Raw genomic sequence first — 26314 nt, 5'->3', positions numbered from 1 at the left:
TGTCCCCACAAACCGCTCTCACAGGGTTCTTCCAAGTTGGTAGATCAGCGTCTGCCAACTTTTTTTTCCAGAGGAAAGAGAATAGACAAGAGAGTAAAGAAAAAAGTATTCCAGTTGTGTTGGTCTTTACTCTCTTGTCTATCCTCTTTCCTCTCAGAAAAATCTATTTCGGTAATTTGGCTCGGGCTGCTTCCAGGGCCTGTTTTTTCACTTCAAGTTCTTTGGCCGAATTGACCTGATCGTTTTTGTTGGTCTCCGTATCGCGGGTCAACTGTTCCAGTTCGCGGACGTTCTCGTCCATCTTTTTCACCAGATTGTCTTTCTCTTTTTTGTTCCGTTCCAGATCCCGAATCAGCTTTTCTCCCTGTTTGACCAGTTTCTCCTGCTTTTTCTGGGCTTCGTTAAACGTATCATCCGCGAGTTTGATGTCGTAATTGATGCGCGTGCGTTCCGCAAACTCTTTGAGCAGGGTTTCCACCTGATCGTACATCGTGCTGCCGGGTTTCACATAATCGGCATTGCCTTTGTCGACGGCCAGAAAAACCGTAGCCTTTGCTTTGTCGGTGGTCACCTTACTGGCCACGTTCAAAGGCTCGTTGGATAGCGCCGGAATGTTGGCGGCTGGCACCTTATAAACGCCACTGCGTCCTGTGGTCACTTTGCCGTACGATTTCAGCAACGTCTCCCATTCTTTTTCAACAAATTTCCCTTCGATCGGTAGATTGAGGGAAACGCCCACCAGCGAAATCTGGTCTACTTTTTCAGTAGCTGACGACACGGTTTGGGCCAGAGCAGACGGTGAAATCAGCGGAAAACCGATCAGGCCTGAGAAAATCAATACGGGTAAGAACGACTTTAACAAATGTGCTTTCATTAGTGTAACGATGGATAAACTGGTTTTCGTGTAATTAAAATTCGTTTCTTCCTGTCAGACAGGGTAGTGGCAAACAGGTATAGATCGCCCCCGGCGGCTAAGCTAAGCTTTTTGCGCAGAGTCTCAGTGGATTCCGGAAAATTCCGGACGCTCAGGTTGGCTTTCCCGTCTGGTAAAAAAACGTGAACCGCTTTCCGATCCGGTTTGCAATTCCCCAGCATTTCGAAAGACCGGCCGGGAAAGTCCGGAACCAGTTGGTCACTCGTATACAAGTGACTGTTGGGTGCCAGTTTGAACAAACCCAACCGCTCGGCAACGATCCGAAAGGCGCCTGCTTTTAATAAAGACGCGTTAGGCTCGTATAAGTAACGCAGCGGATCGCTAAATTGAACATCAGCGGTTCGTTCTTCGTTTCGGCGGTAAATAAATACGCTGTCCGGTGCCGCCGAACGGAGGTTGACCGCCCTCACCTCAATCTCCGGATTTTCACGGCCCGCCAGCACAAACAGCACTTCCTTGCAGTCATTGTCGACCGAAACCACATGCACCGCCGACACATCAGGGAGTTGCCGGATCACCAGCTCGATGTCGATCAGGGGCGACGTTTTCAACAAAACCGCCTTCGTTTTGTGGCGAAAACCGGTTGGGTCACCGGGGCGGTACCAGTCCAGAATATTGGGTTCACAATCCTCCAGCCGGACGACCTTGCCGCCCTGCTGATCGCGACGGGCCGGGTCCAGATACATCCAGTCGGCGGTTTCGGTAAATGCCGTCAAAAAAGCGGTTGCGTTGGTATTGGGCTCCGATTGATGCGGGAATTCAATGTTGGTACCTCCCAGTTTTGGCAGGTTATACGCGGCCAGTTCGGCCAGATTGGGCTGTTGTTCGATGTATATGACACGTTCCGTGTACCTTGAAAAAGCAAGGGCATCGACGCCCATGCCACCGGTTAGATCCAGAAGCAGACCGGCTTTTGCACCGTTGTTGGAGATAAGGGAAGCCTTATAAGCCGCTGTCCGTTCCGAGGAAGCTTGTTCGACCGATAGCGCCGGAGGAAATACCAGTTCAGGATTTTCATACCAGCCCGGTAGTTTGGTTCGCGCTTTCTGACGGGCGACCAATTGATCCGCAATGGCTTTCACCCGAATACCGTCATCCATCGAATACCGCAATACGAACGTATGGGGGTCATCGTGCAGATGTTCCTGTATAAAAGCCCGCTCGCTGGAATTGAAAAGTAGCATTTATTAAAGAAATAGTGAAAACCGTGAAAAGATTAAAAACAGATTAAAATTTTATTACGAGTTTTGTGGTTATAGAACTGTTCTTATAGGCCTATACTTTTTATTCGCCTGCAAGACAGAACTATGCTACGCTAATTTTTCATCATAATTGAAGATAATATGAAATTCTTTAGACCTCTAAAGACCTTATCGCATTATTCCCTCTCTACGTTTCGCTCGGACTTACCGGCCGGTTTATCGGTTTTTTTGGTAGCACTGCCCCTCTGTCTGGGGATTGCACTGGCGTCGGGTGCGCCCTTGTTTTCGGGTTTGGTGGCCGGCATGATTGGCGGTCTCGTTATTGGATTTCTGTCGGGTTCAGAAGTCAGCGTCAGTGGTCCGGCGGCAGGTTTGGCCGTCATTGTGGCTGATAGCATCACCGGATTGGGTTCGTTCGAAGTCTTTCTGACGGCGGTGGTTCTGGCCGGTATTGTTCAACTGGGATTAGGCGTCTTAAAAGCCGGGAAATTTAGCGGTTATTTTCCGGATAGTGTCATTCGGGGCCTGCTGGTTGCCATTGGCCTGGTGATTATTCTGAAACAGATTCCCCACGCCCTGGGTCGGGATAATGATTTTGAGGGTGAATTTGCTTTTCAGCAACTGGCCGACGGTGAAAACACCCTTTCCGAAATTTACCGGGCCGTGGTGACGGCCAGCACCGGTGCTGTCATCATCAGCTTTGCCTCCTTTATCCTGCTTCATTTCTGGGGAAAAGCCGCCCAAAAAGGCATCGGTTTTTTCAAGAATTTCCCGGGCGCGTTGGCGGTGGTGGTTTTGGGAGTCGGTTTGAATGAACTGTTCCGGGTCATGATGCCCGAGTGGTATCTGGGGACCTCCAGACACCAGCACATGGTGCAAATTCCGGAAATAGAAGCCGGAAAAAGCGTTTTTTCTATTTTCTATTTTCCGGATTTTGGCGCCCTGACCAATCCAAAGGTCTACGTCACGGCGGTTACAATCGCCATTGTAGCGAGTTTGGAAACGCTTCTGAATCTGGAAGCCGCCGATAAACTCGATCCGGAAAAACGGGTGTCGTCGCCCGATCAGGAAATGGTGGCGCAGGGAATTGGCAACATGGTTTCAGGACTGGTTGGTGGGTTGCCGTTGACATCCGTCATTGTGCGAACATCGGCCAACGTATACGGTGGGGGCAAAACCCGGGTTTCGAGCATTGTTCACGGTCTGTTTTTGATGCTGGCGGTTTTTCTGGGAGCCCCGTTCCTGAACCTGATCCCGTTGTCCTGTCTGGCGGCTTTGTTGATCACCGTAGGGTATAAATTGGCCAAACCGGAAGTTTTCAAAAAGACGTACCGGGAAGGTATTTATCAGTTTATTCCGTTCATTGTCACGGTATTGGGTATCGTGTTCACGGATTTGCTCATAGGCATCGGGATTGGTCTGGTGGTCGGCATCGTGTTTGTTCTGCTGACCAACTTTCAGGCTGCCTTCCGGGTGGTGCGCGATGGAAACCGGGTGCTGATCAAGATTCAGAAAGATATGTATTTTCTGGTGAAGCCCCAGTTGAAAGAAACCCTGCGCGAGTTGCAGACGGGTGATGAAGTGTTGGTCGATGGTACCCACGCTTCCTTTATCGACCACGATATTTACAACATCCTGCAGGATTTCAAGGAAACGGCGCACACGCTGGACATCAAGTATGAACTGAAAAATGTTTCATTAAAAAAACGTAGCTTACGTACCCATGCAAAGACACGAGAAGTTACTATTAGCGAATAAGGCCTGGGCGCTGGACAAACTGGAACTCGATGAGTTCTATTTTGAGGCACTGGCAGCCGACCAAAAGCCTGATTTTCTATGGATTGGCTGTTCCGATAGCCGGGTATCTGCCGAGGAAATCACCGGTACCCTTCCGGGCGAAATGTTCGTTCACCGAAACATCGCCAACCAGGTCATTTCGTCGGATCTGAATTTGCTCAGTGTTTTGCAATACGCCGTCGAGGTGCTGAAAGTCCGGCATGTGATTGTCTGTGGTCATTACGAATGTGGCGGGGTAAAAGCCGCCTTGCACAACAGACGCTATGGCTTGATTGACAACTGGTTGCAGAATATTCAGAACGTGAAGGAGAAATACTTCGATGAACTGAAAAACATGCCCGACGAGCCCAGCCGGTTCAATCGCCTGGTCGAACTCAGCACCCGGGAGCAGGTGTACAACTTGGGCCACACGGCCATTGTCCAGAATGCCTGGAATCAGAAACAACCGCTTTGGCTCCATGGCTGGGTGTTTGACATTCACAACGGGCAATTGAAAGAAATCGTCAATTTGTCGCCGGAAGACAAAGCCGACGTTCAGTTCGTTCGCGATCTGGGCGACGAAGACGGTTTGTCGAAAGCATTGACGACGGATATTCGGCTGTTGAAGTAATGGAAATGGTAGGGAATGTAAAATGTTAAATGATGAACGCCAAATGCAAAAGTGGGCTGGTGCTCCTTACTTTTACATTTGGCGTTCATCATTTGGCATTTTACATTCCTTTTTTTATTTCTCCAATACCCTCACCACCACCGTCGCATAATACAATCCGCCAACGCTGGGTCCGGCTGCGAAGGTGGTATAGGGGCGGTTTAGCAGATTGGTACCACCAATTTTCAACGACAAGCCGGGTTTTGTTAAATCGTAACGAAGCTGGGCGTCGACGGTATGGATGGCGGGAACCCGGCCGGTTGCCAGTGACGATTGCCAGAGAAACGAACTTTGGTATTTAAAATGCACCGAAAAGCCGAGGTTCTTCCACAGGGTCGGGTTGGCGATTCCTACATTGGTAATCCATTTCGGGGTATTGAACGCTTCTTCCAGTCCATCGCCCCGATCGGTGCGGTCGAGTCGGGCCAGTGATGCATTCCCCGAAAGAACCCAATTGCGACCCGCCGAATACCGTACGCCCAGACTCGAACCGGAATTGAAAACCTTCGTTTCAGAATTAGTCCAGAGCCGGTAGCGGTCCTGTTTGGTGCGGTCGGCCAGAGAATAGGCCAGCGAATCCGGATTGCTGCTTTTGGGAACATTCGCTTCGACTTGGGCGATGAAATTCCGGTACACGTTGTAGTAGAAATCGATATCTAGAGACAGGCGGTTTTCGAGGAACAAGCCCTTGTAACCCAACTCCAGGCTATTGACCTGCTCGGGTTTGAGGTACGTGTAGGTATTGGCCCGAATCAACCCTTTATTCTTTTGAATAGCCTGTTCGGTCGTCAACCCGTTCGTGTTGACATCGGTGTTGATGGCGGTCTGAAAGGCATCGATCGATGTCCGGAAATAGGAGCGCTCAAAAATGCCCTGCGACATGATTTTCAAGCCCCCGACCCGCTTCACACCCCCCGAATTGACATTGGAAAACGCTTCGAAGAGCGACGGAAACCGGTAGCCGGTTTGGTAGGATGCCCGGAAATGGTGCCGTTCGCCGGGTGAAAATACCGCCGATACCCGCGGGTTCAACCGGGTGTCGAAATAGCGGTTTTTGTCGACCCGGACTGAGCCGGTCAGCTTTAAACGCTCCTGAAAAAACGACCGCGATGCCTGGAAAAAACCGCCGGTTTTGTAGTAAATTAGGTTCTGGCCCGACTCTTCGGGGTTGATGAAATAGTTGCCATCCGGAAAAACGACGTACTGCCGGTAGTCGAAACCCGCCAGCAGGTTGAGGCCGGTTTTTTCGCGGAAACCCGACCAAAGCACTTTCGTTGGTTCGGCCTGACCCTCTGCGTGATACAGCCACGACTGCACCTGTAATGCCGCTCCGATGTCCCAATTGTTGATTTGGCGAAGCTTGTCAACCTGCGCATTGAACGCGGCCGAACCGGGCTGCGGTCGTCCCTGATCGGCGATGGTGCGGGCGGTTTGAAGAGCCTGGGAACTGGGCTGCCCGGTTTTCGTAGCGGCCAGAAAGTGGTTGGAAAAGTCGGTAAACCACTGATTGTCGGACTTGAACGACCGATCGATGTTCTCCGCCATCGAGCGAATGTTGTAGGAGTCGCCGGTCGTTTCGTGCGTTCGGTAGGCGCGGAAGTGGACCGACGGCGATTCAAGCGTCAGGCCGTGCTGGTCGAGCCGGTAATCATCCAGTCGAAAGCGGTTGGTGCGCTGATACACCGTAGCGAGGGTTGAGGCTTTGTATTGGTACGAAACCGTTAAACCGGGGCGAATACGCCAGAAAACTGCTACATCGCCCCGCAGGTTGTGGAGCCTTAAATCGGCGGTTTCATTTTCGAAATAACCGGTTCTGGAAATGACGTATTTCTTGCCATCGAGCGTCAGCGTCCGGCGGTTGGCCGATTCATCGCCGTAGACATTGATCCGATCCTGGCCGGGGTTTTCGGCACCGACCAATCCCAGCGACGCATTGGCTCCGGGATTGAGGTCGTCCGGATCGCGGGCAATCCAGTCGTAGCCACTTTGGTAGGTCAGGTTCAGTTTGACCGCCAATCGGGAACCGAGCGTCCGGGCATACCGCAGACTGGTCTCATTGTACAATTTCGCCGAAACAAGCGGATCGTTGACGTGATTCACCCCGGTTTTCTGACTGACACTCAGCCCCTGCGACGTAAAAGGGTCTTTGGTGATCAGTTGCGCCAATCCGTTGAGGGCGTTCATGCCATACAGTGCCGAAGCCGCTCCCGGCACAATTTCGACCTGCTGAATGTCCAGATCCGAGGGTGCGAGGGCATTGGCGATGGGCGCACCGATGTGCGGGGCCTGGTTGTCCATGCCATCCACGAGCTGCACAAACCGGACATTGGTCGGATTGGCGAAGCCGCGCGTGTTGTACACTTTGAAGCCCAGACTGGAGGTCAGCAACTGAACACCTTTAAGATTTTCAATGGCATCAAAATACGACGGCTGGGCCGACAGCCGGATTTGCCGCGCATCGAGAAGTTCGATGCTGACGGGCGATTTCAAAATGGATTCCGGTACCCGCGACGCCGTCACCACAAGTTCGTTCAACTGAATTTTTCGGAGCGAATCCCGCTGAAAACGGGTGCTGTCAGACCGGCTTTGGGCCTCAGTCAGTTGAGCAATCAGAAGGAGCGGAACGAAGAAGGATTTCATACCCGGCGTTATTTCTGCTGAAAGATAACGATTCGTTATATCCAAACAAATATAACGCTATTGGTTTTTACAGGTTCAGGATTTACAATTCAGAAACAGAAGCCCTTTTTCAGCCTAAAAACACTCCTTTTTCGCAGAGGTCTAGGAAAAAAGCGGTTTAAGTTGCTTTTTTATGCCGCATTCCAAACCCCTACACAGTACATGCGTATCAAACAATCCGCACCCTCCGAAGCAACCGGAGTCTGGCGGGTCATAACGGCCTCCTCGGTCGGCACTCTCATCGAGTGGTATGACTTCTACATTTTTGGCAGTCTGGCAACGATTCTCTCCGCCCAATTTTTCCCGAAAGACAATCCCACCGCCGGTTTTTTATCAACCCTGGCAACCTTTGCCGCCGGTTTCATCGTGCGGCCATTTGGGGCGCTGGTGTTTGGTCGGCTGGGCGACCTGGTGGGTCGAAAATATACCTTTCTGCTAACGCTCGTGCTGATGGGCGGGTCAACGTTTTTGATTGGTTGTGTGCCGGATTACGAAACCATCGGCATGCTGGCACCGGCATTGGTGTTGCTGCTCCGACTCGTTCAGGGGTTGGCGTTAGGCGGTGAATACGGTGGGGCGGCTACCTACGTAGCCGAACACTCGCCCGATGGCAAGCGGGGGTATTTCACCAGTTTTATTCAGACAACGGCCACGCTCGGCCTGTTCGTTTCGCTGGGTGTCATTCTGCTCACCCGGCAGGCGATGGGCACCGACGCCTTCACGAGCTGGGGCTGGCGGGTGCCGTTTCTGCTGTCGTCCATTCTGGTCGGGGTTTCGATTTACATCCGGCTAAAGATGTCGGAATCGCCTATTTTCCAGAAACTGAAAAGCGAAGGGAAAGTCTCGACTAACCCCTTGAAGGAGAGTTTTGGCAAAAAAGCCAACCTGAAAATGGTGTTGCTGGCCTTGTTTGGGGCCACGGCGGGGCAGGGCGTTATCTGGTATACCGGACAGTTTTACGCCCTGTCGTTCATTCAGAAAGTCTGCAACGTCGAGTTTGCGCAATCGAATTACATCATTGCCATTGCGTTGATGGTGGCGACGCCGTTCTTCGTCATTTTTGGCGGTTTGTCCGACCGCATCGGTCGCCGGAACATCATGCTGGCCGGGATGTTGCTCGGCGTCTTGACGTACCGACCCATTTACCGGGCCATGTACAACCTGGCCGACCTGACGCAGAAAAACGAGCAGACCTTCCGGCGAAGCATCGAAACCAAACAGGAACGAATCGGGGATACGAAAGAATTTAATGCCACGATTTCGTCGGTTTCTTATTTTGACGACGGCACGGTGTACCGGGAAACCCAACCCAAAACCGGTGCCGCGCCCGGCACGGCGGTGGTGAAGGAAGTGACGTTGGGAGACGAGTCGTTCTGGCTCATGACCGTTCTGGTTTTTATCCAGGTGCTCTACGTTACGATGGTCTACGGCCCTATTGCGGCTTTTCTGGTCGAGCTGTTTCCGACCCGGATCCGGTATACGTCCATGTCGTTGCCCTACCACATTGGAAACGGCGTTTTTGGCGGTTTGACACCGTTTATCGCAACGAGTCTCGTTGAAACGGCGAAGAAGACAAACACGCTCGAAGCGTATTTACAGGGCTTGTGGTATCCGATTGGTATAGCCGCTGTTTGCTTCGTGATCGGGGCTTTATACATCGACAAAAAACAGTACAAAACCGCTGACGACTAACCCCTTCCCGCAATGAACGCCATAAAAAAAGTACTCGGTCTAGTTTGTATGCTGGCCGGACTGGCCCTGATGATCGGGTTACCGTATCAAACCATCCAGAAACTAACGTCCGATACCGCCAGTGCGGAAGACTACGTATTCTGGCTGGTGATTGTCGTCATTTTTTTTCCTATTACGGCCGGTCTGGCGTTGTTCGGGCGGTATGCCTGGCAGGGAGAATACGATAAAAATTAGAGCAAATAATTGTAGTTTAGCGGCCTGAACTTTAGTATTTCAAGCATATGAATTTTCAAATCCGAACCTTTGACGAGTACCAGGAAGCGTATCGCTACAGTGTCGAAGACCCCGAAGGCTTTTGGGCTGAAATCGCTCAGAATTTTCAGTGGAGAAAGCCGTGGAAAAAAACGCTTCAATGGAATTTTGAAGAACCGAATGTGCAGTGGTTTGTGGGGGGTAAACTCAACATTACCGAAAACTGTCTGGACCGGCATCTGGCTGAGCGCGGAGATCAACCCGCCATCATCTGGGAACCCAACGATCCGCACGAAGCCGGAGTTACACTGACCTACCGCATGTTGCACGATCAGGTGTGCCGAATGGCGAACGTGCTGAAACGCAATGGGGTTGGCAAAGGCGACCGCGTGTGTATTTATATGCCGATGGTGCCGGAACTGGCGATTGCGGTGCTGGCCTGCGCCCGCATCGGCGCCGTTCACTCCGTGGTGTTCGGCGGTTTTTCGGCCCAGTCCATTGCCGACCGGATCAACGATGCGCAGTGTCGGCTGGTCATTACGTCCGATGGGGCCTATCGGGGGAATAAGGAAATTCCGATGAAGGAAACCGTCGACGACGCGCTCGTGCAATGCCCCAGCGTTAAACGGGTCATTGTACTGACCCGCACCCGTACCCCGGTTTCGATGATCAAGGGCCGGGATGTCTGGATGGAGCAGGAACTGAAGCAGGTCACCGCCGAGTGCCCCGCCGAAGAAATGGACGCTGAAGACATGCTCTTCATCCTCTATACGTCCGGATCGACGGGCAAACCCAAAGGCGTTGTGCATACCTGCGGGGGCTACATGATCTTTACGGCTTACACTTTCCAGAATGTGTTCCAGTATGAACCCGGTCAGGTGCATTTCTGTACGGCGGACATTGGCTGGATTACCGGACACAGTTACATCGTTTACGGTCCGTTGGCCTGTGGTGCTACATCACTGCTGTTCGAGGGCGTTCCGACCTGGCCGGACAACGGTCGTTTCTGGGACATTGTCGATAAATACAAGGTCGATATTCTGTATACGGCCCCAACCGCGATCCGCTCGCTAATGAGTTTTGGGCTGGAAAAAGTGGAAAACCACGACCTGAGTTCACTCAAAGTGCTGGGCTCGGTGGGCGAGCCGATCAACGAAGAAGCCTGGCACTGGTACGACGACCATATTGGTAAAAACCGCTGTCCGATTGTCGATACGTGGTGGCAAACCGAAACCGCCGGTATTCTGATTTCGCCCATTGCCGGACTAACGAAAACCAAGCCGACGTATGCCACCCTGCCGCTGCCGGGTGTTCAGCCCCTGCTGGTGGACGAAAACGGGCAGGAAATCGAAGGCAACGGCGTGAGCGGAAATCTGTGCATCAAGTTTCCTTGGCCGGGCATCATCCGCACGACCTACGGCGACCACGAACGGTGCAAGCAAACGTATTTCAGCACTTACAAAGGACTGTATTTCACCGGTGACGGCTGTTTACGCGACGAAGACGGTTATTACCGGATTACGGGTCGGGTCGATGACGTGCTGAACGTGTCGGGCCACCGCATTGGAACCGCCGAGGTAGAAAATGCCATCAACATGCACACCGGCGTGGTGGAAAGTGCCGTGGTCGGGTATCCGCATGACATCAAAGGGCAAGGTATTTATGCGTATGTCATCGCCGAAAGTCAGGTGTCGCACAGCGATGCGGAACTGATGAAACGGGATATTCTGGCAACGGTGAGCCGCGTAATCGGGCCGATTGCCAAACCCGACAAGATTCAGTTTGTCAGCGGATTACCCAAAACCCGTTCCGGTAAAATCATGCGCCGGATTCTGCGCAAAATTGCCGAAGGCGAAACCGGAAGTCTGGGCGACACCTCGACGCTGCTGGATCCGGCCGTGGTCGATGAAATCAAAGCGGGCGCGCTAATCAGTGTGAAGGGGTAAAGATCGGTTTACGGTTTTCGGTTTACGTTTTACGGTGGATGACGCGTGCTTCATGCGTCAGCCACCGTAAACCGTAAACCGTAAACCGTAAACCGTAAACCGTAAACCGATTCCAACCAATCCGGCCGAATTGGAATCTCTCTCAAAAAAACGGAGAGATGATGAGACGAATACTACTACTGGTGATGATGGTGGGAACGGGGTTGGGCGGGATAACCGACGTTCAGGCATGTAGCTGTATGGATGCCGGATCGTTTTTCACCATTGCAGAGAAAGCCGCCTGGCAACCCGGTGTGCTGATCGTCCGGGCGGAAGTCCGGGACCACGAGGCACACGGTATGGACGTAAAAATTCTGGAGGTATTGAACGGGAGCGAGGAAAAGTCTGTGGTCCGGGTGTGGGGTGATCCGGGGTTTATGTGCCGACTCTACACGAATGGCTTTAAGAAAGGCGATAGACTCGTCCTCATTCTCGACCGGATCGAAAACGCGTATTATCAGGATGAGCGAAACGGTGATTATCAATTGAACGGCTGTGGTACCTATGTCGTTCGGGAAGATCAACGGATCAGTGGCCGGATCATGTCGTCTGATAAAGAGATGTCTAAAACGAAATTCTTCAATGAACTGGAACAGATCATGGGTAAGCACCAGCCGGATCTGGCAAAAATTTACCCCGTTCCGGCCGACAAGCTGCTGACGATCAGCGTTCCCGATCTGCCGTATTCAACCCTTTCGGTCCGAATCATTACCCTGGCGGGTCAGCCGCTGCAAACCCGGCAACTGGAAGTGGGGAAGCAGCACCAGATCGACGTTTCGACCCTGGCGAAAGGCGTGTATATCATCCTGTTCAGGACGGAACACCAGTTTTATACCCGCCGGTTTATCAAGCAATAAGCTCGGAAAAGTCCGCAAGAATCGGGTTTCTCCGACGGGGTTTGTGGCCTACTTTTGTTTCATGCAAACGACAATAACCATGTACGAAACAGAAGCCAATCCTACCTACCAGCAGATTGCCCGGTCGATTGAGTTTTTGACCGAGAACTTTCGTCAGCAACCCTCGCTGACCGAGGTGGCCGACCGTGCCAGCCTGAGCGAATACCATTTTCAGCGGTTATTTTCAGATTGGGCGGGTGTGAGTCCCAAGAAATTTCTACAGTATTTAACCCTCGATTTTGCCAAGGAACGGTTGCGGAGTGGCCTCACCCTGGCGGAAGCCGCCGACGAAGCCGGGCTGTCCGGTACGGGCCGTTTACACGATCTGTTTGTGGTGCTGGAAGGCGTTACGCCCGGTCAGTTCAAACAGGCCGGCGATGGGTTGACGATCCGGTATGCGGTTTTTGAAAGCCCCTTTGGACCGTATCTGCTGGGAACGATCGGTGATAAAATCTGTCGGCTGGAGTTCCTGGAAGAAGCCGAGCCAACTGACGTCATGAGCATCGCCCACCGATTTGCCACCGATTGGCCTGAAGCCACGGTCATCCCCGATTCTGCACCGCTTCTCCCCCTGGCCAATACGATTTTTACCGATTCCGAACGAAAACCGTTGCGGGTTCTGGTCAAGGCCTCTCCGTTTCAACTGAAAGTGTGGGAAGCCCTGTTGCGCATTCCGGAAGGGCAAGTGGTAAGTTATGATCAGATTGCTGCGGCTATTGGCATGCCAGCCGCTTCGCGGGCGGTCGGAACGGCCATCGGCTCCAACCCGGTGGGCTACCTGATTCCCTGCCACCGCGTCATCCGAAAAACCGGTTTGTTTGGGAATTACCGCTGGGGAGCCACCCGAAAAACCGCCTTGTTAGGTTGGGAAGCCGCTTATGCGGGAAAATAAACGGTCGACGTAAGAAGTTAGATAAGAGAAAATAAATCCTTATAAAACAGACCGCAGAATGAGAATCGATCAACTGAACTGGGATGACGCACGCGAATCGCTCCATGCGAACGGTTTTGCGCTTCTCTCTCAGGTTCTCCATCAGGACGAATGCCTGTCGCTTAAGGCGTTGTACGACGAACCGGGTCATTTTCGAAAAACAGTCGTGATGGAACGGCACGGCTACGGACAGGGGGAGTACAAATATTTCCAGTATCCGCTTCCCGAACCCATTCAGACGATGCGAACGGCCATTTATAAAGCCATTGCTCCGGTCGCGAATCAGTGGGCAGGTTTGTTGAAACTCGGGATTCATTACCCCGAAGAACACACCGGTTTTCTGGATGAGTGCCACGGGAATGAGCAGCGTCGGGCGACTCCGTTGCTGCTGAAATACGGTCCCGGTGGCTATAATGCGATGCATCAGGATTTGTACGGGGATGTCTATTTCCCCTTGCAGGCCGTCGTTTTCTTGAGCGAACCAGGCGCGGACTACACTGGTGGAGAATTTGTGTTAACCGAACAGGTTCCACGGGCGCAGTCCAAAGCGACCGTTCTCACGCCGAAAAAAGGCGACGTTCTGCTGTTTACCACGCAATTCCGTCCGAAGAAGGGAAAGAGAGGGTATTCACGGGTCACGATGAAGCACGGCGTCAGTGCAGTTCATTCCGGAAACCGGTACACGCTAGGCATCATTTTCCACGATGCCAAATAATCCCATTCTCTGACCAACCGACAAGACCCTGAAAGGGTCACCTCATTAACCCCGGATGCAATCCGGGGAATGGAATAGAGCCCCAACGAGCGGACAAGACCCTGAAAGGGTCACCTCATTAGCCCCGGATGCAATCCGGGGAATGGAATAGAGCCCCAACGAACGGACAAGACCCTGAAAGGGTCACCTCATTAACCCCGGATGCAATCCGGGGAATGGAATCGAGCCCCAACGAACCGACAAGACCCTGAAAGGGTCACCTCATTAACCCCGGATGCAATCCGGGGAATGGAATCGAGCCCCAACGAACGGACAAGACCCTGAAAGGGTCACCTCATTAGCCCCGGATGCAATCCGGGGAATGGAATCGAGACCCGCCAACGAACGGACAAGACCCTGAAAGGGTCACCTCATTAGCCCCGGATGCAATCCGGGGAATGGAATCGAGCCCCGCCAACGAACCAGACCCTGAAAGGGTCATATCAATAACGGATTTTATCTATTCAACCCTTTCAGGGTCTGGTGTTTGCATGTCCCATTCCCCGAATTGCATCCGGGGCTAATGATTGGACCCTTTCAGGGTCTGGTGTTTGCGTTTCCCATTCCCCGAATTGCATCCGGGGCTAATGAGGTGATGCTTTCAGGGTCTTGTTTGCGGTTAACAATCAAATCTGATCAATGGCAGCGGTTCTTTAATTCGGCCGCCTGGACGAACCTATACCTAAACCGGTTTCGGATGGTTTGGGAAAACCGACTTGACCTGTCTGGAGAATTTCGTAGATTTGAAAAGCGGCTCTGCTTTCTGCTTCCTATGAAACTTCTGGCCTATTCCCGATACGACTGGCTTTTACAAATCATCGTTGTTCCACTGTATATCAGTATTTTGAACTGGTTACTGCTGGGCGACGACTACTGGCGAAACTGGACGACCCTCGGGCTGGCGACTGGTTTAGCCTTTCTGGAGTCATTTACGGCCTGGTATGTCAACAACGGCATTGCCATTCGCATCAACCAGTTGTATCCGGACCCTGAACAATACGTAGGCCGCGCCTTCCGACGCTTTTTGTTTTGCTCCCTCAGTTCCGGGTTACACGTTGCGGTCCTCTTTTTCGTGTACTGGTTCATCGCGATGCCGGGTTTCGAACCGGAAGTGAGCCGGTTGTTGCTGGGTCTGGTGTTCACCACCATCATCGTGGCGATTGTGGTCATCACCTACGAAAGCATGGATAGCTTCGGACACTGGCAGCAATCGCGCAAGGAAGTCGATACGCTGAGCAAGGCCCAGCTTCAGGCCCAGCTCGACACCCTTCGTCAGCAGGTCAACCCGCATTTTCTGTTCAATAGCCTCAACTCGCTGACGGCGCTCATTAGCGAAAACCCACAGCAGGCCGAAGTATTTGCCGAAGAACTCAGTTCGGTCTACCGGTATTTGCTCCGCAGCAACGAAAGCGCGCTGACGCCCCTGCAAAACGAGCTGGAGTTCATTCAATCGTATTATCATCTGCTGAAAACCCGCCACGGCGAAGCCCTGACGCTGGTGACCCGGATTTATCCGGGCACGGAAACGATGCACCTTCCGCCCCTGACGCTGCAATTGCTGATTGAGAATGCCGTCAAACACAACATCATTCTGCCTGAACAGCCACTCACGATTATGCTCACGACCGATGCGCAACAGCACCTGATCGTGAGCAACAACCTCCAGCGCAAGGCCAGCCGGATTCTCTCCAACGGGGTGGGCCTGAGCAACATCCTGACCAAATACCAGATGCTGGGCCAGCCGGTTCCGAAAATCGAAGAAACTGGGCAGGAGTTTCGGGTAACGTTGCCCCTGGTCTGACCAGCGGCCGCCGACCCCCGTTTTTATTTCTCCGCCAGTTGCAGTTCTGCGTTCTTTTTGGCGATGTCATTCTGAATTTTCGGCACGGTTTTCAGGAATTCATAAATCGCGCCCACTTCGTTGTCCGACAGCATGGGACGCGGAAACATGGGCTGTTTGAGAACCGAGCCGTCGGGCCGAACACCGAGCTTCACCACCCGGATGAACTGCTCTTTGGTGTATTTTTTGGCGATCCCCGTCTGCTCGTCGAAGGTCAGGTTGGCCGTAATAACCGGTTTTCCGCCTTCGCCTTTCATTTCGATGCCACCGCCGTAATAGCCTTTGCTCTTTTCAGGATGGACCTTGTTTTGATCGATCAGGTCGCCGGAATGGCAGCTATAGCAGTCGCCAATGGCGTCGGCGGTATATTTGCCCCACGCAACCGGATCGGTGCTGTCGGGCAGCGAAACGAGTGCGGGTGAATAGGCGAGGGGCTTCATCAAGGTGTGTGTCAGGAGTTTCGACACGAAACTCAGTTCAGATTCCGGGGCTTCTTCCTTGGTGGCTTGAACCGGGAAGCGGTCGGAGCGCAGCCAGGCCACCACCGATTTCAGGTCTTCGTCAGCCATGTTGGGATACTGCGGCATGATGGGAGCGTAGGTGCCGTCGCGCCGGACGCCGGTTCGCAGGAAGTAAATCAATTCCCCATCGGTCCAGTTGCCAATGCCTTTTTCCAGGTCCTGGGTAATGTTTTTGGAGTAGAGCTTGCCGAAGAGGGCCGGTACTTCCCCCAGATACTTCCCGGTCAGGCGGTTTTCGTTGTTGGCGTGGCAGGCCAGACACTGGATCTGGCCGATCACCTCGCCACGGGCCACGCGGGCGGGGGTGCTTTCGACGGTGATTTCCGGGATCGTGGGCGGGTCGTAGCTCGGCACGCCCGCAACGGCTACGTAGGTGCAATAACCGGCGATCAGCAAAACAAGGCTACCCAATGCGTAGCCGATGATTTTAAAAACTTTTTTCATGGGAGTGAGTGAACAAAAAAGTGGTGTGGATAGGCTTTTTTCAATCCGGACAGTACAAAATTGCCGCACTTCCCTTCTCCTCCCAATTTTCAACCTGCTGAACCGTAACAACTTCCGGATGAAGCGTCAAAAGAAGCCCATCATACGGGTCGGTTGGGGAGCGGAAAACCGGCCTGAAACCGTGTCTGTCTGCGCATTCCTTCCGATCTTTATTGTTTCTATTCAAGGACCAGAAAGTACCTTTCCCATGCCACTTGACCATCTCGCCAAAGACCTCATTCTGAAGCAGATTATTGCGTCGACGCCCTTGCCCAAAGTGGCGTTTGTATACGACGAAGACCCGGCCAAAAACCGGATTTACCTGGCGTTGCTGGAAAGCATCGTCTCCCAGCAGATCTCTGTCAAAGCGGCCGATTCCATTTTTACCCGGTTTCTGGCCCTGTTTCCCGATGGTTATCCCTATCCGGAACTGTTGGTGGCCAAGTCGGCGGAGGAATTGCGGAGCGCGGGGTTGTCGGGCCAGAAATCCGTCTATCTGCAAAGTGTGGCCGCATTTGCCCTGCAAAACCCGATGACGAATGAGTACTTAGGCCCACTGACTGACGAAGAAGTGGTGCAATACCTGCTGCCGATCAAGGGCGTAGGCCGCTGGACCGTGGAGATGCTGCTGATGTTTGTGCTGGATCGCCCCGACGTGTTCCCGATCGATGATCTGGTGATTCGGCAGAAGATGGTGAAAGCCTACGGTCTGACCGAAACCGGGCGGGCGCTCTACAAACGCCTGCACGAAATCGCCGAGCCCTGGCGCCCCCACCGCACGCTGGCGTCACGGTATCTGTGGCGGTGGAAACCCTAAAGAGTTAAGAGTTATGAGTTAAGAGTGAAGAGTGAAGCATGCGTCAGCCAACTCTTCATTCTTAACTCATAACTCCTTCAGTATTTCGTCACGTCCGGATGGACTTCGATGATTTCGGAGGATAAAGCCCCGGCGGGGTCGACGGTCCAGCGTTCGGCGATGACGGTTTTGTTGGTTTGGTCGATATAGTTAATGTCGATGGCCGGGCCGTTGATGGACAGCAGGGCGAAACCGTTAAAGCCGACGTCGCGACGGCGGATGCGCTCCCGAACGCGCTGGTCGTAGAACACAAGCTGGCCCAGGTGGCCTTGGTCCGGCGGATCGGTTTCGACGGGCATGCCACCGTGGCCGACACAACGCCCCCAGGCTTTAATACCGTCCGGAAAACCATATTGATTGTAAAACGAAAGGCGGTGTTCGTGGCCCCAAAACCACAGAACCGGCCGTTCGGCAGCTCCGAAGATGGTTTTGAGTTGCCGACCCACCACCGGGTGATCGTCGCGAAAGGAGGAGAAATACGGGTGATGACTCAGGAAAATGATGCCGCGTTTGTCGTCCGGGTTGCCCAGCTTTACGGTTTCGGTCAACCACTGCACCTGCTCTTTCCGCAGGTTGCAGTCGGGTTTAAACAGCACTTCCAGCAATGGGCGGTTGGTCGAGTTGTAGCCCGTATCGAGTCCGATAATCCGCCAGTGTTCGTTTTCCAGACAGAAAAAACCGGCTTGCTGGGTGGCAATCTGGCTCCCTTTGCGGATTTTCATGGCGGGTAGCAGGTGTTTGAAATACGCCGTTCCGTTGGAATACATCTCGTGGTTGCCCGACAAAGCCAGACTGCCGTGTTTGCCAAAATGCCAGGACGCATCGGGGTCCGTAAAGTTGGTGGCCACTTCCTCCGGGGTGCCGACAAAGTAAATATCGCCGAGGTGAAGGGTATAATCCGGGTCGTGATCGCGAATCAGGTGGCCGATCAGGTCGGATTCGGGCGTGTCGGTGGCCCAGTCCGACACCAGTGCCAAGGTTACGGTTTCGGAGTAGGTATGCAGCGGATAAATGCCGTCGTCGCCGTTGCTAGGATAAAACTGGTAGGCGGCTTTGGGGCCAAAGCGGCTTTTGAGGTAGTGGTAGGCGAATCCGAACAGATTTGTCGCAAAAAAAGCGGCCACTTTGTTGGCCGAACCGCCTTCTTTCAATCGCTTTTCGTACAAAGCCACCTGCGTTTTGAGGTGGTTTTCCACATCGCTATGCCCTAAATCGACGTATTGCTCCGGGTCTCTTTTTTCTGAACTCATTGGTGGAAAAAGTGTCTCCAACTCCCGAAAAGAGTGCATCGAAAGGCCGAACGGCTGGCTCGTATTCGGGGTTGGAGTGAAATGGATAGTCTACAGTTTACAAATCTACAACTTCAAGCCGCATCGCGGCATCGGCGTGGAGAAGAATGTACAAACCGTCGGGTCGGACGGCAATGGCTTTGGGTTTCAACTCAAACTTCGGAATGGCAATGCGGGCTTTTCTTCCCACTTTAGCCCGCGAAAAGGCCGTCTCGATTTTATGGGGAAGCAGCGTAAAATGTTCCTGAAGCGGAAGTTTCAGCGTAGCTTGCAAGGTGTCTTTGAGCGTATCGTGGAGCAGCCAGTCGGCGACCCGGGCCAGCGATTGCTCCGTGTGGATGTCGTAGTCGAGGTTTTTCATCACCAGTTCGTTGCGGACGGTGTCGAAGGTCGGCCTGCCCCGAAAGTAGAGACTCCCGCGAATGGCTCCTTTGATGTCTGTCCGAACGATAAGGGCGTGTTCACCCCCGTAGATATCGGCTTTTTCGATGTTAACCAGGTGGTTGATCACGTTGAGCTTTTTCCCCCGGATGAAGGTATTCAAAACCGCTGTCAGTTGCGTGTAGGGAATGCGGCTCAAAAGGTTGATGCGCGACATCATGGGCAGCGAGGTCACTTTCTGCAGCCGCGGAAGTTGGGCCAGGGGCGTGTAAACCGGCCGGGTACCAAATTTCGTGTCGACACCCAGTTTGAGCCGCATCGGAATCACAATCGTTTTCGGATTGCCGCGAATCGGCCCGACCAGGACAGCGTAGGGGCGGGGCAGTAGCCAAACCTGCTGGAACTGCCGGTTGATGAGCAGCGGTTTCTGAATATCGTTCCAGACGGTTTGCAGTTCGCGGTCCAGCCGGAGTTCGTTAAAAACCGCGTTGTCGATGGCATTTTCGATGCCGTCTTCCCGTTTTTCCAGAATGCGGTCGGCCAGCCGGGTAACGGGGATGTCTATACCCAGCACCCGAATCCGGGGTTCGGTAATCCAGCGATAGTTTTCCAGCTCCACGCGGGTTTGCACACGCCAGTTGTCCTGTACCGTCAGCGGGCTGCGAAACCGCACGTCGATGGCGCTATATACCCGATTGCTGGTATCTTTCGAGTTGGTCAACAGATTTATGGGGTTGCTGATCCAGATCTTCAGGGATGCACTGAACGTCAACCGGGTGCCGTCAAAAGCCAGCTTAATGGGGCCGTTTCGTTCGATGCGCAGGTTTAAAGACCGGGATTTGCCGCTTTTTATTTCGGCTTTTTCAACCAGTACAACACCAAGGGCCTTGTTGATTTTTTCTTCGAGTTCAGAAATTTCAAACAGGATCGGAGCCGTCACGTAGGAACTGTCGGCCGTCAGGGAGTCATCGAAATTGCGGGCAGCAGGGGGATCAGGGTTGACTTTTTTGCAGGAAAAGATACCCGCCATCAACAAAGCGAGAATCACGGTTATGGGAATATAAGAAGGGAATCGGCTTCCCCCGCTTGCGTCACTCGTCATGTTGGGCCGGAATACGTACTACCAATTAGTTAACTGGTAACCGCCCTGATTTGTTAACAGACGCGACTTTTGTATCGGTGCTGCACCCGCACCCCTTCGCACAACCGGCCTCTTTCCGGAACAGACTCTTCCAAGCCCGACGACCGAGGTAGGCCACCGCACCCAGGAAAATCAGACCGATGAGGAGTTGTTCGAACACTTTGAGTTAAGAGTTAAGAATTAATTTGAGTTAAGAGTTAAGAATTAAGAGTGAAGAGTTGGCTGTGGCACTTGTTTTTCGCTCGCGTCAGCTAACTCTTCACTCTTAATTCTTAACTCTTAACTAAACCCAATGGTTCCGGAGGGCGAGCTGGTAGGCGTGTTGGTAGTGGTGTTCGCCGTGCCAGGCATAGTTGGCGAGGGCTTCGGCGAGCGAAAACTGTTTTTTGCTTTCGGGGTGAAAATACAGCCGCTGGAGCTGCGTTTCGGTCAGGGCGTTCAAAACCGCTACCCAACGTTGGTGTAAGTTGCTCAGAATGACCAGCGACGGTGCAATGGAAAGCCGGTAGTCGGGGAGGGTCGCCCACGCGTTTTCATCATACGGTTTAATGGTCGGAATGGCCTCAGTCAACGCCAGTTTGGTGCGGACGTAGGCATTCATGTGGCTGTCGGCGACGTGGTGCACCACCTGCCGGACGGTCCAGCCATCTGGGCGGTAGGGCGTGTCGAGCCGGCTGTCACCCCAGCGGCCCACCAGTTCGGTGAGGTTGTGTGGAAAAACCGCAATGGCGGCAATGTGCTCCTGCGACAGATCGAACGTATAAGTATGGCCGAACGTAAACGGGCCAATGGGATAGCGGAGATCGTTGGTGTCGGACATAAAACCTTGTTTTTAACGAATCGGCAGCGCTCCTTCGTTGTTCCAGTATTCCTCGATGACGGCCAGCAGTTCGGGCTGCATGGCGCAACCGGCGAGCACGTCGCCCCGGAACAGAAACTCGTCGCCCCCATTGAAGTCGGTGACGATACCGCCCGCTTCGCGCACCAGCAACACCCCAGCGGCCATGTCCCACGAGTTGAGGTTGAATTCGTAATAGGCTTCAAACCGTCCGCAGGCAACGTAGGCCAGGTCGATGGCGGCCGAACCCATCCGGCGCAGGCCGTGGGTGCGCTTCATGAGCGACGCCAGAATGGCCAGATACCGCTCGATGCGGTCCATGCTGGAATACGGAAAACCGGTGGCAATCATGCTTTCATTCAATCGGGTTGCGGGCGACACGGCGATGCGCTCATCGACCGCGCCGTTGCGCAGACACCAGGCTCCTCCGCCCGTGAAGGCGTGGTAACACTCGTCGCGGTTGATGTCGTAAACCACCCCCGCAATCGGTGTTTTGCCGTCAGCCAGACCAATACTGACCGAAAAAACCGGCAGGTTATGAATGAAATTTGCCGTGCCGTCGAGCGGATCGATGATCCAGTTCAGGCCAGTGCGGTCGGCGTTCTGGCCGGTGGTGCCTTCTTCGGTAATAAAACCGGCTTCGGGCAGCAGCGTGTGCAGGGCTTCGACAATCTGTTTCTCGGCTTCTTTGTCGACGTACGAAACCAGATTGTTAACGTCTTTGTATTCAATGTGTTCACTGGAAAACGAAAGCCTTTCCTGCCGGATGAATGCCCCGGCCTGCCGGGCAATTTCAGTGATCTGCTGGGTTAAACCCGCCAATTGGATATCAGGACCTGGCATAAGTGGACGGTGCGGTTTGGGTGGATGCCGTGCGGAATTGGTAAAACGCGCGAAACAACAAGGTTAGTAAAAAGAACGTAAACCCGTAGAGGTAATCCTGAAAAAATGCATACAAAAAGAACAGGACCAGACACACCATCGTCAACAGGAAATAGGTTCGGATTGTTTGCGGATTGCCCCGGCGCGTTACCCAGAAAATCAGCGGCACGTGGAGCGGCATCATGAACAGCAAAGCGGGGTTCCAGGTCGTGACGCCGTGGTCGGTGCCAAACCACAGAAAAACCAGAAACCAGCCCCAGAAACCGGTGAAACCAAACAGCAGTCGGTCGAGCCAGAAACCGGCTTTTTTGGCCCGTTGCTGACGGCGGGTGATCAGAAAAACCACCACCAGCAGCACCGCAAAAAAGAAATCCGGCGAAAGCAGATACGTCAGAAAAGCGTTGGTTTCTTCCGCCGTGACGGCCCGGAACAGCATCAGGCTATTGGCCACGAGCGGTGTTTCCTGTCCGTTGGCGGTGATGAGTCGGGCGTGGTCGACTTCCGTATACACATTGTCGGGCAAATACATGGCCTGCCAGGGCGTAGCCTTGATGTCGGCCGGATACCCGATGCCGAGGTTCATGCCCATCCGCGCCCAGGCTTGGTTGGCAATGTACTCGTTCATCCAGTCGCGGTACGACTTGGTGGAATCGACCACGTTGGCAAACCGCAGGCTGTCGCCACAGGCTTTGACGAGCATGTCGCGCGGGCGGGTGGCGCAATTGTCGTAATAAAACCGGTAGCTGTATTCCCGGTTTTCGGGCAGGGCGTTGGTTTCCAGGAGCTGAAACAGCCGCTGTTTCTGGGCATCCGACAGGTTCAGGATTTGCTCCTTGAGCGTGCGGTTTTCCAACTGCGACCCGTAAATCATGTTCGGCATGGGATACACCGACACGTAGTAGGGCAAGGTGCCTTTCAGGAATTTGACGTAAAAGTTGTCGGCGTAGGACGCAAAGGTGCCGTAGTTATACACCCGGTCGACGCCGTACATCGGGTCGCTGATCCAGAGGGCGGTATGGCCGAAGGACGAGTACAATTCGGACCCCGGCGCCACCGTGATCAGGCTGACTTTGGCCTGGGGGGAAAGGGTTTGGGCGAACGAGGAATGTAAAATGAAAAATGTAAAATGCAGAATGTAAAAGGCGCGGGCGAGCCGTTTACGATTTCCCCTGGACAACAATGACAAGTTCACCTTTTATCGTTTTTTCGGCAAAGTACGTAATTATTTCCTGTAACGAACCGCGAACGGTTTCTTCAAATAGTTTTGTCAGCTCGCGCGACACACTGGCCTGTCGGTCGGGGCCGAAAACCTCGGCAAACTGGGTCAGCGATTTGACCAGCCGGTGGGGCGATTCGTAGAATACCATTGTGCGGGTTTCTTCGGCCAGCTCGGAAAGGCGGGTCTGGCGGCCTTTTTTGTGGGGCAGAAACCCCTCGAACGTAAACCGGTCGGCGGGTAAACCGGAGTTGACCAGCGCTGGGACAAAGGCCGTGGGGCCGGGCAGACACTCGACCGGAATCTCGTGTTTGATGCACTCGCGCACGAGCAGAAAACCGGGGTCCGAGATGGCGGGCGTTCCGGCGTCCGACACCAGCGCCAGGGTTTTGCCCGCTTTGAGTTGGGCAATGACGCGCTGCACGGTCTGGTGTTCATTAAAAATGTGGTAGCTGTGGAGCGGTTTGCTGATCTGGAGGTGTTTCAGCAGAAAACCCGACGTGCGCGTGTCTTCCGCCAGAATGGCATCCACCGACTTCAGCACATTCACCGCCCGCAGCGTAATGTCATCCAGATTACCAATGGGGGTGGGGACGAGGTAGAGTTTCATATTTATTGAGTGAATGAGCGATTGAGCGATTGAGTGAAAAGAGTTCAGACCAGAAGCGATGGCTCCGTCCTTCACTCAATCACTCATTCGCTCAATCACTCAATAAGTTTGTCGATCGCTTCCGCCAGTTTGCGGTCTTTCTCCGTCACCGTGTTGCCCGCGTCGTGGGTGCTGAGTTGGAACGAGACCTGGTTGTAGGTGTTGGTCCACGTCGGGTGGTGGTCCATTTTTTCGGCGATGAGGGCCACGCGGGTCATGAACGCGAAGGCTTCGCTGAAATCCCGGAACGTGAAGGTTCGGGTGAGTTGGTTGTTTTCTTCCTGCCACATAGCCGTCGACCGGGCGCGAACCCGGATGGTTTGGAAGGCAAGTTAGGGGATCGGAAGGAAAAAATACGGATTTTGGCGGAGGGTGTTGGGAAAATAAAAAAACCGTCTTACTTTTGCACCCACAATAAGTGACCCAGAGGGATGGCGGAGTGGTCGATCGCGGCAGTCTTGAAAACTGTTGACTGTAACAGGTCCGGGGGTTCGAATCCCTCTCCCTCTGCAAAAACCCCGAAAACGAGCTGTTTTCGGGGTTTTTCATTTAACATGTATCTGGGTTTATATAACTGAAAAAAGTTAACAAGCTGATATTTAGGATGTTGTTGTGTGTTTTGTGTTAAAGTTGTACCTGATTACCCTATTTGCTTTCTTTGAAGGTCGTTTCATTGGTGTTTTATGCTATCGAATATCTGGGTCAATCTCGAATTAGTTATAAAAAGAAAGCCCAGTCGTATGACTAGGCTTTTGAGAATGAAAGTGATTTAATTCTTTAAACTAATTGAAATATATACTATTGTATGAGAACTAATTTACACTAAAATGACATCAGCAAACGAAAAAGATACCATTTTAGAAGTAGTTTATAAAAGGTATGTAGAACATTATAATCCAGAAGCTGACAATATTTACGCTGATTACAACTCGACTCTTAAAGAATCGGGACTAGATAGCCTTGTTTTCAAGCTAGCATTTGATGAGCTATTAGAAGATAAACACATAAAAGTGCTTGGTGAAACTGGGCAGTACACGATAATTGGTATAACAGATGCAGGAAGGTATTTCTTTAAGCACAAGGGGGGATATTTTAAGGAGGAACAAAAGCAAGAGAGAAAGGAAAAGGCTAAAAGACGAGAAGAGCGTCTTTTTAAATCAGGTCCAATATTAGTAAGTCTTTTTGCGCTTACATGGAGTGTTTATAATACATATAAACAGGGAGAATCAAATAATAAAATTGCTGTCCAGGAAACCGAAATAGGTTCCGTTATAAATCGTTTAGATAGCTTATCATTTGGGCCTTGGCAAGCTCCGCCCTATCGTAAGTACATTAGGAAAGATGGGAAATGGATAGACACTTTAATAACAAGGCCTTCCTCAAAGTAATTTTAAATTAGTATATCATTACCTTTATTAAAGTGGCATATGAATAAACTACAACTATTTAAAGAATATGATAGAAAAGAAGTTCACAGTATATTTTCTCCTCACACTATTTTTACTCCGCAATCCGGTACATGGGGCTTACAAGGTATAGTATCAATCCCAAACCGTCCAGGTGACTTTGTGTTTTTTGTGACATTTGGGCAGCAACAAGGTGAGCATACGTTTGATGAAGGAATAACAGAGTTTGGCGTGCTATCTTGGCAATCCCAGCCGAGTCAAAATTTAATGAGTTCCCAAATTTTACAATTTATTAATCATGATGAATTAAAGAATGTAATATATCTTTTCTTGAGAACCAGCAAGAAAGGAAGTTATAACTATTTGGGGAGACTTAAGTATATTTCTCATGATTTTGAGAGAGAAAAACCTGTTTATTTCCAATGGCAGTTATTAGATTGGCCGATACCTAAGGAATTAATAAACAAAATGAATCTTACTTTAAATAAGTTTAAAGAAGATTACTATGTTATTGATAAACAGATAAATATATTGTCAGAACCAGGAATTCCACAATTACAAAAGACTGCTGGAGTTGTTACAAAATCCTTCAGAAGTAGAAAAACACCTGATTATTCTATAATTGATGCTAAAAATAAGGAATTGGGATTAGAAGGAGAGTACTTTATTCTCCAGTATGAAAAAAACTTATTGGAAAAAGCAGGAAGGATTGATTTAGCTGATAAAGTCCGTCATGTCTCATTAATTGAAGGAGATGGAGCTGGGTACGATATTTTATCTTTTTTACCAAGCGGAGAAGAAAAGTACATAGAGGTTAAAACAACGCAAGGCCCTTTAAAAACTGTATTATATATGTCAATGAATGAGTTGGATTTTTCTAAAATACATGCAAATCAATATTATTTGTATAGGGTATTTAATTTCGATTTATTAAAAAAGACTGGCGATGTTGAAATAGTTAAAAATATAAATGAGGATATATTTGAATTTACTCCAATTCAATACCGATTGAAATTTAAAAACAATTTGTTTATTACGTAA

At 51.8% G+C, this 26314-nt stretch carries 24 protein-coding genes and 1 tRNA gene; 13 read left to right on the top strand and 12 right to left on the bottom strand.

What is annotated here, in order from left to right; all coding sequences use genetic code 11:
• Positions 1 to 163 precede the first annotated feature (163 nt).
• Together ACS5NO_RS24715 and ACS5NO_RS24710 are read right to left on the bottom strand one after the other, a co-directional pair.
• On the bottom strand, positions 164 to 874 hold the full coding sequence (locus ACS5NO_RS24715) for a hypothetical protein (protein ID WP_439417606.1): 711 nt from the start codon (positions 872 to 874) through the stop codon (positions 164 to 166).
• Complete coding sequence (locus tag ACS5NO_RS24710; protein WP_439417605.1) at positions 874 to 2118, bottom strand: THUMP-like domain-containing protein; 1245 nt, start codon at positions 2116 to 2118, stop codon at positions 874 to 876. Before ACS5NO_RS24710 ends, ACS5NO_RS24715 begins: the two co-directional genes overlap by 1 nt.
• A 159-nt stretch (positions 2119 to 2277) precedes the next feature.
• Between ACS5NO_RS24710 and ACS5NO_RS24705 the strand changes: the two genes are divergently transcribed.
• On the top strand, positions 2278 to 3894 hold the full coding sequence (locus tag ACS5NO_RS24705; protein ID WP_439417604.1) for a SulP family inorganic anion transporter: 1617 nt from the start codon (positions 2278 to 2280) through the stop codon (positions 3892 to 3894).
• Positions 3860 to 4543: a carbonic anhydrase gene (locus ACS5NO_RS24700; protein WP_439417603.1), complete on the top strand. Its 684-nt coding sequence runs from the start codon at positions 3860 to 3862 to the stop codon at positions 4541 to 4543. Before ACS5NO_RS24705 ends, ACS5NO_RS24700 begins: the two co-directional genes overlap by 35 nt.
• A 114-nt stretch (positions 4544 to 4657) precedes the next feature.
• Here ACS5NO_RS24700 and ACS5NO_RS24695 read toward each other — a convergent pair whose 3' ends face one another.
• Complete coding sequence (locus tag ACS5NO_RS24695; RefSeq protein WP_439417602.1) at positions 4658 to 7222, bottom strand: TonB-dependent receptor plug domain-containing protein; 2565 nt, start codon at positions 7220 to 7222, stop codon at positions 4658 to 4660.
• Between the two features lie 201 nt (positions 7223 to 7423).
• Between ACS5NO_RS24695 and ACS5NO_RS24690 the strand changes: the two genes are divergently transcribed.
• The 7 genes from ACS5NO_RS24690 (at position 7424) to ACS5NO_RS24660 (ending at position 15572) form a co-directional block, all read left to right on the top strand.
• Positions 7424 to 8953 carry an MFS transporter gene (locus tag ACS5NO_RS24690; protein ID WP_439417601.1) on the top strand — a complete coding sequence of 510 codons (1530 nt, stop codon included), beginning with the start codon at positions 7424 to 7426 and terminating at the stop codon, positions 8951 to 8953.
• A gap of 12 nt (positions 8954 to 8965) precedes the next feature.
• Entirely contained in the window at positions 8966 to 9187 is a 222-nt protein-coding gene (locus tag ACS5NO_RS24685; RefSeq protein WP_114405895.1) for a DUF6814 family protein, read from the top strand.
• Positions 9188 to 9234: 47 nt separating this feature from the next.
• Positions 9235 to 11151, top strand: coding sequence for an acetate--CoA ligase (acs, locus tag ACS5NO_RS24680; protein WP_439417600.1), 1917 nt, complete (start codon positions 9235 to 9237; stop codon positions 11149 to 11151).
• Between the two features lie 161 nt (positions 11152 to 11312).
• Positions 11313 to 12047, top strand: coding sequence for a T9SS type A sorting domain-containing protein (locus tag ACS5NO_RS24675; RefSeq protein WP_439417599.1), 735 nt, complete (start codon positions 11313 to 11315; stop codon positions 12045 to 12047).
• 61 nt (positions 12048 to 12108) lie between these two features.
• Positions 12109 to 12978: a methylated-DNA--[protein]-cysteine S-methyltransferase gene (locus ACS5NO_RS24670; RefSeq protein WP_439417598.1), complete on the top strand. Its 870-nt coding sequence runs from the start codon at positions 12109 to 12111 to the stop codon at positions 12976 to 12978.
• 58 nt (positions 12979 to 13036) lie between these two features.
• Positions 13037 to 13732: a 2OG-Fe(II) oxygenase gene (locus ACS5NO_RS24665; protein WP_439417597.1), complete on the top strand. Its 696-nt coding sequence runs from the start codon at positions 13037 to 13039 to the stop codon at positions 13730 to 13732.
• Between the two features lie 811 nt (positions 13733 to 14543).
• Positions 14544 to 15572, top strand: coding sequence for a sensor histidine kinase (locus ACS5NO_RS24660; protein ID WP_439417596.1), 1029 nt, complete (start codon positions 14544 to 14546; stop codon positions 15570 to 15572).
• A gap of 23 nt (positions 15573 to 15595) precedes the next feature.
• Here ACS5NO_RS24660 and ACS5NO_RS24655 read toward each other — a convergent pair whose 3' ends face one another.
• Positions 15596 to 16576, bottom strand: a complete 981-nt coding sequence (locus tag ACS5NO_RS24655) for a c-type cytochrome (RefSeq protein WP_439417595.1) — start codon at positions 16574 to 16576, stop codon at positions 15596 to 15598.
• A 247-nt stretch (positions 16577 to 16823) separates the two neighbouring features.
• On the opposite strand from ACS5NO_RS24655, the gene ACS5NO_RS24650 reads away from it, so the two are divergent.
• Positions 16824 to 17432 carry a DNA-3-methyladenine glycosylase family protein gene (locus ACS5NO_RS24650; RefSeq protein ID WP_439417594.1) on the top strand — a complete coding sequence of 203 codons (609 nt, stop codon included), beginning with the start codon at positions 16824 to 16826 and terminating at the stop codon, positions 17430 to 17432.
• A 77-nt stretch (positions 17433 to 17509) separates the two neighbouring features.
• Here the strand turns inward: ACS5NO_RS24650 and ACS5NO_RS24645 are convergent, their stop codons facing one another.
• The 8 genes from ACS5NO_RS24645 to ACS5NO_RS24610 form a co-directional block, all read right to left on the bottom strand.
• Entirely contained in the window at positions 17510 to 18721 is a 1212-nt protein-coding gene (locus tag ACS5NO_RS24645; RefSeq protein WP_439417593.1) for a metallophosphoesterase family protein, read from the bottom strand.
• 97 nt (positions 18722 to 18818) lie between these two features.
• Entirely contained in the window at positions 18819 to 20189 is a 1371-nt protein-coding gene (locus ACS5NO_RS24640) for a DUF4403 family protein (RefSeq protein ID WP_439417592.1), read from the bottom strand.
• Between the two features lie 79 nt (positions 20190 to 20268).
• Positions 20269 to 20442: a FeoB-associated Cys-rich membrane protein gene (locus tag ACS5NO_RS24635; RefSeq protein WP_439417591.1), complete on the bottom strand. Its 174-nt coding sequence runs from the start codon at positions 20440 to 20442 to the stop codon at positions 20269 to 20271.
• A 123-nt stretch (positions 20443 to 20565) separates the two neighbouring features.
• A complete protein-coding gene (locus ACS5NO_RS24630) occupies positions 20566 to 21102 on the bottom strand; it encodes a YfiT family bacillithiol transferase (RefSeq protein WP_439417590.1) in 537 nt (178 codons plus the stop codon).
• A gap of 12 nt (positions 21103 to 21114) precedes the next feature.
• Positions 21115 to 21963, bottom strand: a complete 849-nt coding sequence (locus ACS5NO_RS24625) for an inositol monophosphatase family protein (RefSeq protein WP_439417589.1) — start codon at positions 21961 to 21963, stop codon at positions 21115 to 21117.
• Positions 21950 to 23194 carry a lipoprotein N-acyltransferase Lnb domain-containing protein gene (locus ACS5NO_RS24620; protein WP_439417588.1) on the bottom strand — a complete coding sequence of 415 codons (1245 nt, stop codon included), beginning with the start codon at positions 23192 to 23194 and terminating at the stop codon, positions 21950 to 21952. The genes ACS5NO_RS24625 and ACS5NO_RS24620 overlap by 14 nt, the downstream gene beginning before the upstream one ends.
• On the bottom strand, positions 23160 to 23828 hold the full coding sequence (gene rsmI, locus ACS5NO_RS24615; RefSeq protein ID WP_439417587.1) for a 16S rRNA (cytidine(1402)-2'-O)-methyltransferase: 669 nt from the start codon (positions 23826 to 23828) through the stop codon (positions 23160 to 23162). Before rsmI ends, ACS5NO_RS24620 begins: the two co-directional genes overlap by 35 nt.
• 95 nt (positions 23829 to 23923) lie before the next feature.
• The gene (locus tag ACS5NO_RS24610) at positions 23924 to 24184 is read right to left on the bottom strand and encodes a 4a-hydroxytetrahydrobiopterin dehydratase (protein WP_421831066.1); all 261 of its coding nucleotides are present in this window, start codon (positions 24182 to 24184) and stop codon (positions 23924 to 23926) included.
• Between the two features lie 108 nt (positions 24185 to 24292).
• Between ACS5NO_RS24610 and ACS5NO_RS24605 the strand changes: the two genes are divergently transcribed.
• The 3 genes from ACS5NO_RS24605 to ACS5NO_RS24595 all read left to right on the top strand — a co-directional run bounded on the left by ACS5NO_RS24605 (position 24293) and on the right by ACS5NO_RS24595 (position 26314).
• Positions 24293 to 24377, top strand: a tRNA-Ser gene (locus ACS5NO_RS24605).
• Between the two features lie 317 nt (positions 24378 to 24694).
• Positions 24695 to 25255 carry a hypothetical protein gene (locus ACS5NO_RS24600; RefSeq protein WP_439417586.1) on the top strand — a complete coding sequence of 187 codons (561 nt, stop codon included), beginning with the start codon at positions 24695 to 24697 and terminating at the stop codon, positions 25253 to 25255.
• Between the two features lie 39 nt (positions 25256 to 25294).
• Positions 25295 to 26314: a protein NO VEIN domain-containing protein gene (locus tag ACS5NO_RS24595; RefSeq protein WP_439417585.1), complete on the top strand. Its 1020-nt coding sequence runs from the start codon at positions 25295 to 25297 to the stop codon at positions 26312 to 26314.

Source organism: Larkinella fluvii, from assembly GCF_051857545.1.
Taxonomy (GTDB): domain Bacteria; phylum Bacteroidota; class Bacteroidia; order Cytophagales; family Spirosomataceae; genus Larkinella.
This window is presented reverse-complemented; position numbering and strand designations above follow the sequence as displayed.

Bases quoted from the DNA above. Each gene is read 5' to 3' on its own strand.
- ACS5NO_RS24655 (WP_439417595.1), bottom strand. From the start codon at position 16,576: ATGAAAAAAGTTTTTAAAATCATCGGCTACGCATTGGGTAGCCTTGTT.
- ACS5NO_RS24595 (WP_439417585.1), top strand. From the start codon at position 25,295: ATGAATAAACTACAACTATTTAAAGAATATGATAGAAAAGAAGTTCAC.
- ACS5NO_RS24625 (WP_439417589.1), bottom strand. From the start codon at position 21,963: ATGCCAGGTCCTGATATCCAATTGGCGGGTTTAACCCAGCAGATCACT.
- rsmI (WP_439417587.1), bottom strand. From the start codon at position 23,828: ATGAAACTCTACCTCGTCCCCACCCCCATTGGTAATCTGGATGACATT.
- ACS5NO_RS24650 (WP_439417594.1), top strand. From the start codon at position 16,824: ATGCCACTTGACCATCTCGCCAAAGACCTCATTCTGAAGCAGATTATT.
- ACS5NO_RS24670 (WP_439417598.1), top strand. From the start codon at position 12,109: ATGCAAACGACAATAACCATGTACGAAACAGAAGCCAATCCTACCTAC.
- acs (WP_439417600.1), top strand. From the start codon at position 9,235: ATGAATTTTCAAATCCGAACCTTTGACGAGTACCAGGAAGCGTATCGC.
- ACS5NO_RS24690 (WP_439417601.1), top strand. From the start codon at position 7,424: ATGCGTATCAAACAATCCGCACCCTCCGAAGCAACCGGAGTCTGGCGG.
- ACS5NO_RS24660 (WP_439417596.1), top strand. From the start codon at position 14,544: ATGAAACTTCTGGCCTATTCCCGATACGACTGGCTTTTACAAATCATC.
- ACS5NO_RS24665 (WP_439417597.1), top strand. From the start codon at position 13,037: ATGAGAATCGATCAACTGAACTGGGATGACGCACGCGAATCGCTCCAT.
- ACS5NO_RS24700 (WP_439417603.1), top strand. From the start codon at position 3,860: ATGCAAAGACACGAGAAGTTACTATTAGCGAATAAGGCCTGGGCGCTG.
- ACS5NO_RS24715 (WP_439417606.1), bottom strand. From the start codon at position 874: ATGAAAGCACATTTGTTAAAGTCGTTCTTACCCGTATTGATTTTCTCA.
- ACS5NO_RS24630 (WP_439417590.1), bottom strand. From the start codon at position 21,102: ATGTCCGACACCAACGATCTCCGCTATCCCATTGGCCCGTTTACGTTC.
- ACS5NO_RS24710 (WP_439417605.1), bottom strand. From the start codon at position 2,118: ATGCTACTTTTCAATTCCAGCGAGCGGGCTTTTATACAGGAACATCTG.
- ACS5NO_RS24695 (WP_439417602.1), bottom strand. From the start codon at position 7,222: ATGAAATCCTTCTTCGTTCCGCTCCTTCTGATTGCTCAACTGACTGAG.
- ACS5NO_RS24645 (WP_439417593.1), bottom strand. From the start codon at position 18,721: ATGAGTTCAGAAAAAAGAGACCCGGAGCAATACGTCGATTTAGGGCAT.
- ACS5NO_RS24600 (WP_439417586.1), top strand. From the start codon at position 24,695: ATGACATCAGCAAACGAAAAAGATACCATTTTAGAAGTAGTTTATAAA.
- ACS5NO_RS24705 (WP_439417604.1), top strand. From the start codon at position 2,278: ATGAAATTCTTTAGACCTCTAAAGACCTTATCGCATTATTCCCTCTCT.
- ACS5NO_RS24685 (WP_114405895.1), top strand. From the start codon at position 8,966: ATGAACGCCATAAAAAAAGTACTCGGTCTAGTTTGTATGCTGGCCGGA.
- ACS5NO_RS24675 (WP_439417599.1), top strand. From the start codon at position 11,313: ATGAGACGAATACTACTACTGGTGATGATGGTGGGAACGGGGTTGGGC.